Source organism: Aeribacillus composti, assembly GCF_007827555.1.
GTDB lineage: Bacteria > Bacillota > Bacilli > Bacillales > Aeribacillaceae > Aeribacillus > Aeribacillus composti.
In genome coordinates this window covers 80642-95702 of sequence record NZ_VISS01000003.1, presented here as the reverse complement: position 1 = coordinate 95702, position 15061 = coordinate 80642, and the positions used below count along the sequence as shown (strand labels likewise).

The window sequence follows — 15061 nt, the reverse complement described above, 5'->3', positions numbered from 1 at the left end:
AGGGAGATGATGATCTCCCCAATGCAATCGCCATATCGTCCGAAGAATAGAGGAAAAGGCGGCTGCACTTTTTTGAACAACTGAAAAAAAGATTTTTTATTAAATCTTTTCGAATACTTCCAATTTTAGCGGATGTGCTAAAGCTTCAGTCATTAAATAGGAAAGAGTTGATTCCGCGCCCCGATTTTGATTAGGGCCATCGGAATTCAGACCGTCACAGCAGCTGCCATCGCTAGGATCGACTAAAGGAATGTGATGGTCATTCCCGCCATAAAACCAGTCTCGGCAGCGCAGTACAACTTGTAAGTAAGCAGAATCATCCAAAATATGATAAGCTTCGTTTGCAGCTAAAGCTAGTTTCATAACATCAATGGGCTGCTGATCCCAGTCGGCGCGATTGTGGCGGCTGCACCAACCCCGATTGCCGATTGGCCGAATGGGGGAACTGTTGAATCCGCCCATCTTTTCGATGAGAAAATCAAGACTCTCCTTGGCAATTCGCAATGTTTCATTGCGACGGTTGTATCGATAGGATAAAAATAATCCCCAAGGCAAAATTCCATTAGCATATGTCATTTGTTTTTCGAACCAATGCCAATCTTCCGTTCGGTGCTCTTTATATGCTGTTAATAAACTATGTTCGCATGTCTCTGCCAATTGTTTAAGTTCATCTTCTGCTATTCCAAGAGAGGAAATGCTGTTTTTCTTTTCCATGAGCAGTTTGCTGCAGCTGGCCAGCACCCATGCTTGGCTGCGGGCAAAACGAAGCTTGCGGCATGCAGAAAGGGCATTGCGCAAAATTTCTGCTGCCACATAGCGGCGGGCATTGTCATTAAGTTTTAAATAGGCCATTGTCACTGCCCAAACTGATCGACCAAGACAATCTTCAGAACGAGTTTCCGATTCAGGTGTTCGGTCATAATAAAAGTTATTATGAAACCATCCATCATCCCTTTGAGCCCAAAGCAAAAAGGCTAAATACCGATCAAGCATTCCGTAGAGTCTCTTCAATTCAGACGGTTCATCTTGAAGAAGCTCTATCCATTCAATACATAGCCAAAGGGCGCGCGCATTGTCGTCTGTTGAATATCCTTCTTTACGGCGCGGAATCCGGCCGAGGCAATGCTCGATCAACCCTGTATCGTCAGTTAAACGTTCCAAATGATCAAAATTAATATTTGGTTGGGGCAACGTGTTTCACCACGCTTTCGTTCGGCTCTTTCACACCCTTCTCATCCAAGTCCATTTCGCCGATTTTGGCAAACAGCTTCAAATATTGCATCCCGACAGTTGGCCAATGGGTTGCCTTTCCAATCTGCCGAATTCGATTTTCCCATTGGTGCAATGCATTGTCATCCATTAATAGCTCTTTTAATCGCTGTTCCCATGCTTTGATGTCGCCATACGGAAGAAGCAGTTCTTCACAGCCTTTTAATAAATCTTGCGCATGCTCGTATGGCGTGGAGAGAATCGGACGGCCTATTCCAACGGCATAAGCCAGCGTTCCGCTTGTGATTTGCTGCAAGCCCGGATAAGGAGTTACATATAGATCACACGCTGTTAAGTAGGAGACGAGCTCCTCTTCATTAAAGTAACGGTCAATCATTCGGACATTCTCTTCTAATCCGAGCTGACGAATCATGTTTTGCAGCTCTTCACGGTATGATTCTCCTTCCCGCTTTTTCACTTCAGGATGCGTTTGTCCCGCGATAATATATAACGTTTCCGGTACTTCACGGACAACTTCTGGGAGGGCTGAAATTAGAGACTCGATTCCTTTGCCGCGATTCAGTAATCCAAATGTAAGCAATACTTTTCTGCCTTCAAATCCCAGCTGGCGGCGAAGCTGATCCCGCTCGTTATCTCGAGGTTTAGGCGATCCATGTGGAATGTAGACAATTTTATTTTCGGGCAAATTATACGCTCGGACTAAATAAGAGACAGCCTTGCGGTTCATGACGACTATAGCGTCGCTTAAATCGGCAATTTCCTGCTGGACTTGCCGATATGGCGGCTTAGGATCAGAGAAAATCGTGTGAAACGTCGTAACGAGCGGTTTATTTAATGCGCGTACAAAGTCGACTATGTACTCTCCCGCTTCACCGCCGAAAATGCCGAATTCATGCTGCAAAACTACAACAGAAATATCGCTTCGATTGACCCTTTTGGCCATCTTCACATAAGCTGAACGATCTTGCATTGGCAAAGGCCAAAATCTCGGATTATTTTCATATACATTTCTGTCATCATTTTCATTATAAAGTACAATGATTGGATCACGATTACCGCGTTTGCCAGCAGCGCTTACGTTTGTAAATACATGTTCAGTGAAGGTAGCAATACCGCAGCGGCGCGGAGGATATGTGCTGACATATGCAATTCGACTCATGCTTGCATCACCCTCTCATATTGGTTCAAGATCAAGTTGTCGTACACTTTACCTTCATTTAAGAATGTCTTGTAAGCCATAATACTGTTGTTGACACGAATATTATCGCTTATGCTTGATTGATCCCAAAGAATAGAGTTTGAAAAATGCACTTTGGAGCCAATGCGGCAATGATCACCAATCACTGCAAACGGACCAATTACTGACTGATCGCCTACCTCGACATTATCCCCGATTAAAACAGGAGGGATAAAGCGGACGCCAGATCCGATTTTGGTGTCTTTTCCTAACCAAACGCCCGGTTGAACTTGATTTCCGCGAGTAGGCAACGGGTTCCGATTTTCAAGAACGTCCCAATGAATTTTCCGGTAACGTTCTGGTGTTCCCATATCAAACCAGTAACCGCTGCTTATTTTTCCGTATACACTTTTGCTTTTTTGAATAAGGGTGGGAAATGTTTCACGTTCGATAGAAACTTCGCGTCCTGCTGGAATGTAGCGCATTACTTCTGGTTCAAGAATGTACAAACCAGCATTGATCAAATTTGATGGTGCTTCTTCACGACGAGGCTTTTCAACAAAACGCAAAATCCGGCTGGAATCGTCCAGTTGAACGACACCGTAAGAAGAAGGGTCATCTACTTCCGTCAGTGCAATTGTGGCGATCCCGCCGCTTTGTTCATGAAATTCAAGAAGAGGAATCAAGTTTGGCAAGTGAACAATGTCGGCATTTACAACAAGAAATCTTTCCTTCAAAAATCTTTCAGCATTTTTGATAGCTCCTGCTGTTCCCATTTGATGTGTTTCATCAGAGTACTCAATGTCTACACCGAAACGTTTGCCGTCTCCGAAGTAATTTTTTATGACATCTGAACAGTGATGTGAGGCTATTACGAATTGGTTGATTCCTTGATCGCGAAGATAAGTGATGAGGTGTTCGAGCCATGGCCGGTTAGCAATGGGTGCCATCGGTTTCGGCAAATTTTCAGTTAATGGGCGTAAACGTGTTCCTAAACCACCAGCTAACAGTAATGTTTTCATTTGTCATCCCTCCATTAGTCTATGATTATGAAGTTCATAACAGATGGATGAATGAAAAATGAAAGTGGCGTATATTGTTAGCACTCAAACCTACTGGTTGCTAATAAATATTATAACAAAATTTCTTATATAAGTAAAATGTATGAATTTCATCTCAGTCGGGGGTTTTCCTATACTTAATGAAAAAAGGGGCAAATATAACACCTTTTGTTTAAAGTCTCTACTCCGATTGATAGAAGCTTAAAAAATGTTTGAAAAACCTCTAAGAAGAGTGCTGTTTGTTTTAATGTCTAATTATTCAGAAAATCTATCAAAAGCCTTATGAAATGATATAATCTCCTTGAATTTTATGAAGAAAGCAGGTGATATCGTTGAACTATTGTCAACAATGCGGACACCGATTAGAAGAAAATCAAACATTTTGTACGAATTGCGGCGCGAAAGTCGTAGAATCACAAAACGCCGTACAATCGCAAAATGTAATGAAGGCAGGGGAGGGATCAGGATCAAGAAGACCGGTGCTGGCAACGAAAAAATCTAAGATTTTTGCAAGTATTGGAGTTCTATTAATTTTAGTAATTGCAAGTTCATTTTTTATTGTAAAATCGGTCTATAAACCGACAAAACTGGCGGAAAATTTTATTCTAGCGATCAACAATCATGATGCAAAAAAAGTGGCTCATTTACTAAACTCGAAGCAATCGGATATAAAAATAGATGAAAAAGTGGCCAAACAATTAATTGACCATTATCAAATGAACCCATCGGAATTTTCTGAACTGAAAAATAGCTTGCATAAAGAAGCCGTTATTTATGAAAAAGGGGCATTTCCTGAGCATACAGATGCAGATATTTCGATCAATAAATTAGGAAAAAAATGGTTATTTTTTGACTATTATGCACTCATACCTAAAAATTTATATATTGTCGTAACGGCAAATCATGATAGCCATATTTACATAGATGGAAAAAAATATGAACCTATAAAAAAAGACGAAGAACGGACTTACGGGCCGTTTTTGCCAATCAATCATAAAGTGCAAGCAGTATACAAAGGAGAATACGCAGACGTAAAGCAAGTGGAAGAAGTTTCGCCAAGTGATGCAGAAGAAAATAAAGTGTACATAAATTTTGATTTAACTGGAGATTATGTATATTTATATTCAAATATTGAAGATGCCACTTTATTCGTCAATGGAAAGAGCACAGGTTTAAAAATTTCGGATGTAGAAGAGTTTGGACCAGTTGCAACAGACGGTTCGATGACGCTTCATGCCGAAATAAAAACTGCTGATGGTACGGTGAAAAGCAATAAAAAGACAATTAAAGAAGCCGGGGAAACGATTGATCTATTATTTGAACAAGAAATTCCAATGGAAGATTTCGAAGATGTTGGAGATTCATTAAAAGACTATCATGATGAACAATCGGAGATCGAAAATGTGATTATGAGCCATTATACTAGTATCTCAAGCGGTGACTACGAAACTGCATATGCAATGTTTTCCTCAAGCCGTCGCAGTAAAATTAGCTATGAAAAATGGTCTAAAGGGCTAAAAAACAATTTTAAAAATGAAGTTACGAATGTAAGTGTGGAAAGTATAGAAAATGATCAAGCGACAGTGAGTTTTCAATTAACTTCTTATGACAAACAGGACGACGGCTCCACATTAGTACAAGAATGGGGAGGGAAATGGTATTTAGTGAAGGAATCAGACGGCTGGAAATTAGCAACGCCTGAAATTAAAAAGCTAAATACTAGAACGGAATGAAATGGAAATCTTTGCTTCTCATTTTCGCCATATTTATTTTGAGTATTTTTGCCATTATATCAATCCCGAAATTGCCGCTCTTTCAGGAAAATCAAAAAACAAAGATTCAAGACCAGCATGAAGAACCGGAAGTAAAAGAAGCGGGTAATGTTGCAGCTTTGCAAGAAGAAAAAAACGATAAGAAAGAAGAAACGGTCGAAGAAAAAGCAGCTAGAATAGTGGATGATATGTCTTTGGGCGAGAAGGTCGGCCAGCTTTTGATGGTGGGCTTTAAAAGCACGGAAAAAGACGAGGAAATAACCGATTTAATCGTAAACAAACATATCGGTTCTGTCATTTTGTTTGACCGCAACATGGAGACTCCGGAACAAGTTGCGCAATTAAATAATTCTTTGCAAAGGCTCGCGCTGAAAAAGCGGTTTGGAGTGCCGCTTATGATCGGAGTGGACCAAGAAGGGGGAGACATTTTGCGGATGAGAGAAAAAGTGTCTCCCATCCCATCCCAACAGAAGCTAGGGCAAGCTGCAAATGAAAAAGCGGTGTACGATATTGCTCTTCTGAACGGAAGGGAATTGGCTGCCATGGGATTTCATCTAAATTTTGCACCCGTTTTGGATTTGTCAGAGACTGACAGCCGATCTTTTGGTACAAATCCGGAAGCGGTCTATACGTATGGTGCAAAAGTGGTTCAAGGATTGCATGAAGCGAAGATTACAGCAACGCTCAAGCATTTTCCCGGCAACGGAAGAAGCAGCGTTGATCCGCATATTGACACTTCTTCTGTAAAAGCGGACAAATTGGATTTGGAGAATTCCGATATTTATCCATTTAAAAAGCTCATTGAAAATACAGATCACAATCAATTCTTCATTATGATGACTCACATTAAATATCCAAGTTATGATCCTAGCAAACCAGCAAGTTTATCTTCTGTTATGATTCAAAAGCTGCTTCGGGAAAAGCTGGGGTATAAAGGAATTGTTGTCACGGATGATCTTGAAATGGGCGCAGTAAATAAATATTATTCATATGAAGATATGGCAATCGAAGCGATTAATGCCGGAGCGGATTTGCTGCTTGTTTGCCATGAATATGAGCATCAAGTGGAGGTTTATAATGGCTTAGTGAAAGCAGTGAAAGACGGAAAAATTCAAGAAAAGCGCATCAACGAAGCGGTGACAAGAGTGCTAATGCATAAATTATCCACTATTCAAAATCCGATCGTTGATCCGCAATATGCGAAAGAAACAGTTGGAAGCAAGGAGCATAAAACACTGATCGAAAATTGGATGAATACAAAGGAACAGTGATTCAATTAAATTCGTAGAAGATCTTCATTCAATGTTTGGGCAAGCCGATTGTAGGCGGCTGCCCATGTTATACCAATCAATAGAGGAGGAACAATAGAGGAAAATGATTTGTCATCAATGTGGAAATGAACAAGAAAAAGGAAATTTTTGTGGGAAATGCGGGGCAAAATTGAATAATGATCTAAATCTACAAGAAACAGCGGGAGGCGGCGGGGATCAGGTTTCAATTAACAGAAATCCCCAACCGTCTTATGGCCAAGCAGCTTCCACGCAAATGAATGAACATGTAGAAAAGGTTAAAAAGCAGTCGAAAGTGTATGGAAGCTATTTCGTTCATTTTTTGAAACATCCGTCATCCATTTTTGGCAAAGAAAAAAATGAATGGGTGAATGGCTTTATCAGCATTATTTTATTTGTGTTCATTGTCACACTAACGGTTAGCGTTTTTGTCCGCAATCTATTTAAATCGGCAATTCATGGTACTCAAGGACTGATAAATGAGTTTTATGATGGACCTTCGTATATTTCGGTCTTTTTTAATGTTTTTATATTTGTTTTTCTTATTGTTGCGCTCGTGTTATTGTGTATGTTCATTGTTAATAAATTGTTTGGATCAAGTGCATCTTTTAAAGAGGTAACAGCTATATATGGAGCACATCTTACCACTGCGATCATTGTTTCGCTTATCGCGTTATTGCTAGTTTTGTTAAAATCCCATGTTTATGGAAACATTGTGCTGAGCATTTCACTTTTGCTTGCGATCGTTTTAATTCCATATTATTTGATAAGTGTACTGCTAACGAAATATTCAAAAGGAATAGATCCTTTATACTCATTTATTATCTATGTTGCTATATTTTCCATCGTGTTTGCGATTTTTATCGGTATATTGGCTGATTCGGCAATGGGGAGAATTGTTGATCAATGGAGATATTTTTGGTGATGGAGTGACATTGAACATTTTGAACGAATCTAAATATTAGCTGCTTTAATTTTCATACAATATAGACTACACAATGAGTACCGTTAAGCCTTAAAAGCATCAGATCACCTTCTGCGCTGGTATGCCCGCCGCATACCAGCGTTTCATATGTTAATAGGCTGATTTTCATTCTATTGTATGATATGACGTTTTAAGTTGAGGTCATTATGAGAGAATTGGAAGCAGTATGGAACAATTGGCCGATATTCTAGGCAAACTATAAGCTGAAACTGGACATATTTTAATCGTTTGCCTAAAATGAAGCTAAAGGGAATACCAAAACAATCCAAAAAATTGTTTTCAAAGGAAGGTGATGCTCAACATGGATGCAAAGGCGAAAAAAACGGCTTTACGTGGAATTACATATGGCTTGTACATTGTCGGAACGAAAGATGAAAACGGAGCCAATGGATTTGCTGGAAATTGGTTGACGCAAACCTCTTTTGAACCGCCTTTAGTTGCAGTTGCCGCAAAAGCGGGTACACGTTCACAACAACAAATTGCCAAAAGCGGAGTGTTTAGCGTCAATATTTTGGAGACGGGTCAGAAGGACATGGTTACTGCCTTTTTCCGATCCATTGAGCCGGAAGGAAACAAGCTGGCTGGATACGAATTTTATACGGAAGAAACAGGATGTCCGATTTTTAAAGATGCGTTGAGCTTTTTTGAGTGTAAAGTGGTGGAAAAAATAGAAAAAGGTGACCACTATATTTACGTTGGTGAAGTGTTCAATGCCGGAGTGCATCGGGAAGGCGAACCGCTAACATTGAAAGAAACCGGTTTCTATTATGGAGGCTAAACTTTTTATAAGAATAATGTTCCGGTTAAAAAGACCTGCAAATTTTATTATTTGAGACAAAAAATAAGAATATAGTTTTGTTCGGCTAAAGGTTGAAGCAAGATTTTAAAGGATAAGCGATGATGACTTACGATTATTTGAAGCAGGCGTTCATTTCCGCCTGCTTCAAGCGTTTTTTCCAAGTGAATGTACGTAGTATAAGTATATGAATTCATTGAAATTTTCGTAAAAAAATAGTATAATATAATTTATTGTACGAATCATGCAAATTATTTTAATAAATTAATTTTAAAAAATTTCATCATGGTGGGATAAATAATTATGGATAAGGATAACAAGCTATCATTTTCTTCGCTTGCTGTCATTGGAGTTATGTTGTTTGCCCTATTTTTTGGGGCAGGGAATCTAATATTTCCGGCTCAGCTTGGACAAAATGCCGGGGAAAATCTGTGGTTTGCTGTTACTGGATTTATCATTACTGGAGTTGGATTGCCGTTTCTCGGGATTATAGCGATGAGTTTTTCCGGAAGCAGTGATTTACAAGAGCTTTCTAGTAGAGTTCATCCGACTTATGCCGTCTTTCTTACATCATTGCTCTATTTAACAATTGGTCCTTTTTTTGCAGCACCGCGGACTGGAACTGTTGCGTATGAAGTCGGTATTGCGCCGTTTGTTGCTGAGGAATTTCATCAAGTTGGATTGTTTATTTATACGCTGCTATTTTTTGCTGTGACTTTTTGGTTTTCTTTATACCCGTCTAAGATTGTCGATAATGTTGGAAAACTTCTAGCGCCTGGAATTGTGATTCTTCTTGCCATACTTTTATTTATGGTAGTTGTGAATCCTATTGGGGACATTGGTTCAGCGCAAGGCGTGTATAAAATTCATGCGTTTTCCCAAGGTTTTATAGATGGCTATAGTACAATGGACGCCCTTGCATCACTTGTATTTGGCATTATTGTGATCAATGCCATACGCAAATTAGGTGTAACATCAAAAAAAGATATTCTGAAAGCAACAACAAAATCAGGAACTGTTGCCATTGCGCTTCTCGCACTGATTTATATTGGAATTGCTTATTTAGGAGCAACAAGTACAGAAGCTTTCGGAATTTTTAAAACAGGCGGACCCGTTCTCAGCAATGCAGCTTCACATTATTTTGGCACATTCGGTTTAATTATGCTGGCTATTATTATCATCCTTGCATGTTTAACGACTGCCATCGGATTAATAACGGCGAATGCTGAATATTTTCATAAATTGATTCCGAGAATCGGCTATAAAACGTGGGTTGTCTTCTTTAGCATACTTACTTTTATAATAGCAAACTTTGGATTAGCGAATATTATTACATTTTCTATCCCTGTCTTAATGTTCATCTATCCGCTAGCGATTGTTTTGATTTTGTTAACGTTCTTGTCGCCGCTTTTCCATCACGCACGCATTGTATATGCTTCAGCGACTGGAGTTACATTTTTAATTAGTATTTTTGATGGTTTGAAATCATTATGTGATTCACTTGGAATTGATTATTTCGGATGGATGGTACCAATTGTTTCGTTCTATGAACAAGTATTGCCATTTTATAAACAAGGACTCGGCTGGTTTATTCCAGCGATTATTGTCATTATTATTACAGGTATTGTCGGAAGGATTCAGGCCAAATCAACTGTTAAAGCGTAAAATGTTCTATTATATATAGAAAGAATAGTTTGAATTTTTGTAAGCTATAAAAAAGGAACTTTCTTAAGGAAGGTTCCTTTTTTGATCAAACTTGACCATTGACAATTTTTTTATAAAGTAAAGGAAGATTCTTTTTATTATTTAGTGATTATGGTATTTTTCTTGTAGAGGTTAAAGTCTATCCACCCTTCGCAAGTTCGGATTTAAAAATAAAGGATATTTAGCAGCTGCTAGAAGTATCCCCTTTACAATATAATGGAATGATATCAGAAGCTTTGAAGATGTATGCCGTTCTTTAGACTTTATTAATTGAGAGAAAACCTTTAAGGAAGGGAAATAGGAATATATATTGTAAGGGTAACATCGGCCGCCAGATGGTTCTATGTTCGGCAGCTGAATGCAATTTGTGATTAGTTGATGAACAGAAAAGAAGGATTTCATTACACTTTATAAAAGGAAGTGTGACGTTGTGAAAGCCAAACAATTATTGGTATTACTATTTATTACAATAATCATTTCTGCTTGCAGTTCAAATAAAGAACAATCAACCATGGAGCACGCGCCGAATGGCGACTTGTGGGAAACAACTGCTTCAAGGGATGAACTGCCGACCTTTTTAAATGAATATAGCGAAAACATTCAAATCATCTATCAAGCAGCCGGAAAATCAATGGAGCTGCTGCAATGGATTCCTTGTTATTGTGGCTGCGGCGATCATGCCGGACATCGGAGCAGTCTAAATTGTTTTGTTAAGCAAGTAAATCAAAATGGTTCTGTTGTATGGGATGACCATGGAACACGCTGCAACGTCTGCTTAGAAATTGCAGCAGAAGCAATCAAAATGAAGCAAGATGGAAAAACGGTAAAAGAAATTCGCCAATATATAGATGAAAAATACAAAGAAGGCTATGCGAACCCGACAGATACACCAATGCCGTTATAAAGAAAAGGATGAGACCAATTATTGGTTTCATCTTTTCTATGTTTTATGCTTTGTCGAAACTGTTTTTGTCCTCAGGACTTGATCATGATGGAAAAAGGCTTGTGATTAGACATTTAATCTTGAATATCCGTCAATACTGTTTTTTGTTATTTTTACATAATAAAATTGTCGGAGAAAGCTCCTTCGGCTTTTTTTTTGACCGATCCTCCACGCTTTCCAACAAAGAATTATTTATAATCATATTCCCTTTCGCTCCATGACCCATTTTCCATTCTGCCTTTCCCTCATGTCTAATTCTAAGGACTGATCTAATAAAACTAGCAAGAAAAGTCGAAATTTTTAAAAACATACTTGACAAATAGGAATAATGGAATTAATATCATACTTAAATCTTTTACTTTTATCCGGTTGCCCACTGGACCGCCAGAGGCTCATATCAGTTCCTAATATTAGGATCTGATATGAGCCTTTTTTATTAAAATTTAAGGAGGGAAAATCAATGGGTTTACAATTTGCTTATTGGGCGCCAAACGTTAGTGGAGGGCTTGTGATCTCTAATCTGCCACAGAAAACAGGCTGGTCATTTGAGGATAACAAACGTTATGCACAAATAGCTGAAGAAAATGGTTTTGATTACGTCCTGCTGCAAACAAGATTTTTCGCCAGCTACGGAGCTGAAAAACAATTAGAAGCCGCTGCGCTTGCTTCTGCACTTGCCGCTAGTACCAAAAAATTAAACATTATTACAGCTGTGCTGCCCGGCCTATGGCATCCAGGTGTCATAGCAAAAATTATTTCAACGATTGATCATATCAGTAATGGCCGTGCTTCAATTAATATTGTCAGCGGATGGTTTAAAAATGAATTTATCGGTTATGGGGAACCGTGGTTAGACCATGATGAACGTTATCGACGGTCTGAAGAATTTATACAGGTTCTACGAGATTTGTGGACAAAGGAAACCACTACTTTTAAAGGAGATTTTTATCGTATAAATGAAGCGCCATTAAAGCCTAAACCTATTAATATCCCGAAAATTTTCCAAGGCGGAAACTCGAAAGCAGCAAGAGAAATGGCTGGACGAGTTTCAGATGTTTATTTCATGAATGGAAACTCGCTGGAAAATCTGAAAAAGCAAATTGATCATGTGAAATCATTGGCTGAATCGAACGGAAGAAACATCCAATTCGGTGTTAATGGCTTCGTGATTGTTCGTGATACAGAAGAAGAAGCAAAACAAGTTTTAAAAGATATTGTTTTACATGCAGATAAAGAAGCTGTGGAAGGCTTTGAAAGTCAAGTGAAATTCGCAGGGAAAGCCTCTCCTGAAGGTGAAGGAATGTGGGCGGAATCCACCTTCGAAGATCTTGTGCAATATAATGACGGTTTCAAAACAGGTTTGATTGGAACGGCAGAACAAGTGGCGGATCGCATCATTGAGCTGAAAAAAATAGGAGTCGATATTGTTTTGACAGGATTTTTACATTACGATGAAGACTTAAAAGCCTTTGGTGAAAAAGTCATTCCGCTCGTAAGAGAAAAAGAAGCAAAATTGGAGGGAATCCTAGCCAACTAATATAAAGAAGCATAAGACTCGAAATGAGTAAGCTTTCGGAACAACTAACAAATGAATACGAATGATGTTGGGCATTCAACATCAAGAAATGAGGAGTCTCTTTCTTTAAATAATACTTGACATATAGGAATAATATGTATTAATTTAGTTATAAACAAAATAGTTTGATGAATGCTGACTGGACAACTAGAGGCTCTCAATTCAAGATCATATTTCTTGAAATGAGAGTCTCTTTCCTTTTTTTACAAACATGGAAAGGTGGATTAGCGGTGGCAAATAGTTATGTGAACATATTGGATTATAAAGCGGAAAAACAAAAATCTTTGCGAGAAAATGAATATTTGAATTTGCCGGATTTACAATTTTTCCTTTGGTGCCAAAAGAATTATCGGATAAATAAAGGTGTTTTCAATACGATTGACAATTGGTTTTATACAAATGGAGTCGTTTCTATTATTCATCGTCGAATTTATATTTTAGCTTTTCTGGAATTTGTCAAAAGAGAAGATGTAGATTTTAAAAAACGCAAATATATCCGTTTTGGAAACGGAGGTCTTTCAAAGAAGCTTCATCAATTTATGAATGAAATAATGGAACAATAGAACGATTATGTCAGTAAACTATTAATCACAAACATTATTTAGATAAAGAAGACAAAGGGGTAACTAATGAATGAGTGTTGCAGAAGGAACAGGTCATTACCTTGACACAGCTTTGCAGTTAGCAAAAGAGTTTGCTAAAACTGCAATTGAAAGGGATGAACGAGGAGGAACAGCAAAAGCAGAACGTGACCTGCTTAGAAAAAGCGGATTACTTTCACTTATCATCCCGAAGTCTTTAGGCGGACTGGGGAAGGATTGGAAAGCTGTGCTGCAAATTACGCGTGAGCTGGCAAAAGTAGACGGGTCATTGGCTCACTTATTCGGCTATCATTTCTTATGCTTGACATCCGTACATCTATTCGGTTCCCCTCAGCAGAAAGAGAAGTATTATAAGGAAACGGCTGAAAATAATTTGTTTTGGGGAAATACCTATAATCCTCTTGATGAAAGCTTGCTCGTAAAGCGAGAAGGGGATCAGTTAAAGCTAATTGGGAAAAAAAGCTTTTGCTCGGGTGCTAAAGATTCAGAGCGGCTGCTTATATCAGCTAAAAGTCCAAATCAAGATCGCCCTGTTATTGCCGTTATTCCTACTAATCGGACAGGAATAATCATTAATGATGATTGGGATAGCTTCGGCCAACGGCAAACGGACAGCGGCACTGTTGTTTTTCAAGATGTACTGCTGAAGGAAGAAGAGATATTAAATTTCTATGAACAAGAACCTGAAAGCTTTTTCCCTACTATAAGGACGCATACTGCTCAAACCATTTTAGTTCATGTTCTTCTTGGAATTGCGGAGGGAGCATTTGAAGAAGCGAAAAACTATACGAAAAATATCACTCGTCCTTGGCTGACCTCTAAAGTAGATCAGGCGACGAGCGATCCATATACGATTCGCCAGTATGGAGATTTATATGTGCAGTTAAAAGCTGCAGCTGCATTGGCCCAAGACGCTTCAAATGCTCTGCAAGAAGCATGGGATAAAGAAAGGGCATTAACAGAAAAGGAACGTGGAGAGTGTGGAATTATCATTGCGACTGCAAAGGTTGCAACAGCAAAAGCAGCTTTAGAGGTTACCAGCCGTATGTTTGAAGTAATGGGGGCAAGGGCAACTTTAGGAAAATATCGGTTTGACCGCTTTTGGCGAAATGTAAGGACTCACACGTTGCATGATCCCATTGAATATAAAATCCGTGATATCGGAGAATGGGCTCTTAACGGTAAATTGCCTGAGATTACACCGTATTCTTAATGTATAAACGATCGAATTTAATTGAAGAAAGGTGATGACATTATGTCAAATATCGTGATTATTTCCGGAAGTCCATCTAAACCATCAAGAAGCTTAGCTATCTCAGCTTATTTAGAAAAAAGGATCAAGGCTGAAGGGCTGAATGCGTCTACCATTTCAGTTCGTGACCTGCCGGCAGAAGATCTTTTATTTGCCAACTTCAACAGCCCAAAAATTCAAGAGGTTTTAGCACAGATTGAACAAGCACAGGCAGTTATTATTGTAAGTCCTGTATATAAAGCAAGCTATCCAGGGGTGTTAAAAGCCCTGTTAGATTTCATTCCTGAAAAAGGATTCGTTGATAAAGTTGTTCTCCCAGTGGTTACCGGCGGAACAGCAGCTCATCTTTTAACATTGGAATATGCTATTAAGCCGATTGCTTCTGTGTTAGGCAGCCAGGAGATTTTAAAAGGAGTGTATTTCGTAGATTCTCAAATTGGCTATCACGAAGATCAGGTTACTTTTATTGATGCGGAAATAGAATCGAGATTACAAACATCATTGAATGATCTATTAAGCCGGTTAAAAGTTGAACAATTAAAATAGTGATTTATATATTGTTTGCACCGAACAGAAAGGATGTTTCATCCTGCTCACGGAGATGGAAAATAATGGTGCCAGAACTGTCGCCAATAAATTGCTTAAGCTGCCGTTGATTCCAACCAAAAAAAACT

The 15061-nt window shown here is 38.7% G+C and carries 13 protein-coding genes; 10 read left to right on the top strand and 3 right to left on the bottom strand.

The features are described from left to right. Positions 1-99: 99 nt before the first annotated feature. Genes FB379_RS02585 through FB379_RS02575 form a run of 3 tightly spaced genes read right to left on the bottom strand, consistent with a single transcriptional unit; the run spans position 100 to position 3429 of the window. Positions 100-1191, bottom strand: coding sequence for a glycosyl transferase (locus tag FB379_RS02585; RefSeq protein WP_117017018.1), 1092 nt, complete (start codon positions 1189-1191; stop codon positions 100-102). Beyond that, on the bottom strand, positions 1172-2389 hold the full coding sequence (locus tag FB379_RS02580; RefSeq protein ID WP_117017019.1) for a glycosyltransferase family 4 protein: 1218 nt from the start codon (positions 2387-2389) through the stop codon (positions 1172-1174). The genes FB379_RS02585 and FB379_RS02580 overlap by 20 nt, the downstream gene beginning before the upstream one ends. After that, positions 2386-3429 carry a nucleotidyltransferase family protein gene (locus FB379_RS02575; RefSeq protein ID WP_063386531.1) on the bottom strand — a complete coding sequence of 348 codons (1044 nt, stop codon included), beginning with the start codon at positions 3427-3429 and terminating at the stop codon, positions 2386-2388. Before FB379_RS02575 ends, FB379_RS02580 begins: the two co-directional genes overlap by 4 nt. Before the next feature lie 371 nt (positions 3430-3800). Between FB379_RS02575 and FB379_RS02570 the strand changes: the two genes are divergently transcribed. From FB379_RS02570 to ssuE, 10 genes are all read left to right on the top strand, one after another. Continuing rightward, positions 3801-5201 (top strand): zinc ribbon domain-containing protein, encoded by a 1401-nt coding sequence (locus FB379_RS02570; protein ID WP_158640151.1) that lies wholly within the window; start codon positions 3801-3803, stop codon positions 5199-5201. Beyond that, positions 5198-6511: a beta-N-acetylhexosaminidase gene (gene nagZ / locus FB379_RS02565; RefSeq protein WP_117017021.1), complete on the top strand. Its 1314-nt coding sequence runs from the start codon at positions 5198-5200 to the stop codon at positions 6509-6511. The genes FB379_RS02570 and nagZ overlap by 4 nt, the downstream gene beginning before the upstream one ends. A 103-nt stretch (positions 6512-6614) precedes the next feature. Continuing rightward, positions 6615-7454, top strand: coding sequence for a zinc ribbon domain-containing protein (locus FB379_RS02560; protein WP_117017022.1), 840 nt, complete (start codon positions 6615-6617; stop codon positions 7452-7454). 361 nt (positions 7455-7815) lie between these two features. After that, complete coding sequence (locus FB379_RS02555) at positions 7816-8292, top strand: flavin reductase family protein (protein WP_066250491.1); 477 nt, start codon at positions 7816-7818, stop codon at positions 8290-8292. Between the two features lie 321 nt (positions 8293-8613). After that, positions 8614-9975, top strand: coding sequence for a branched-chain amino acid transport system II carrier protein (gene brnQ / locus FB379_RS02550; protein ID WP_144596898.1), 1362 nt, complete (start codon positions 8614-8616; stop codon positions 9973-9975). A gap of 469 nt (positions 9976-10444) precedes the next feature. After that, positions 10445-10918: a PCYCGC motif-containing (lipo)protein gene (locus FB379_RS02545; RefSeq protein WP_063386536.1), complete on the top strand. Its 474-nt coding sequence runs from the start codon at positions 10445-10447 to the stop codon at positions 10916-10918. Between the two features lie 499 nt (positions 10919-11417). After that, positions 11418-12494, top strand: a complete 1077-nt coding sequence (sfnG, locus tag FB379_RS02540) for a dimethylsulfone monooxygenase SfnG (protein ID WP_063386537.1) — start codon at positions 11418-11420, stop codon at positions 12492-12494. Between the two features lie 269 nt (positions 12495-12763). Continuing rightward, the gene (locus FB379_RS02535) at positions 12764-13096 is read left to right on the top strand and encodes a hypothetical protein (RefSeq protein WP_242009271.1); all 333 of its coding nucleotides are present in this window, start codon (positions 12764-12766) and stop codon (positions 13094-13096) included. A gap of 70 nt (positions 13097-13166) precedes the next feature. Continuing rightward, entirely contained in the window at positions 13167-14348 is a 1182-nt protein-coding gene (locus FB379_RS02530) for an acyl-CoA dehydrogenase family protein (RefSeq protein ID WP_144596896.1), read from the top strand. 42 nt (positions 14349-14390) lie between these two features. Continuing rightward, positions 14391-14933, top strand: coding sequence for an NADPH-dependent FMN reductase (ssuE, locus tag FB379_RS02525; RefSeq protein WP_063386539.1), 543 nt, complete (start codon positions 14391-14393; stop codon positions 14931-14933). The last annotated feature ends 128 nt before the right edge of the window (positions 14934-15061 follow it).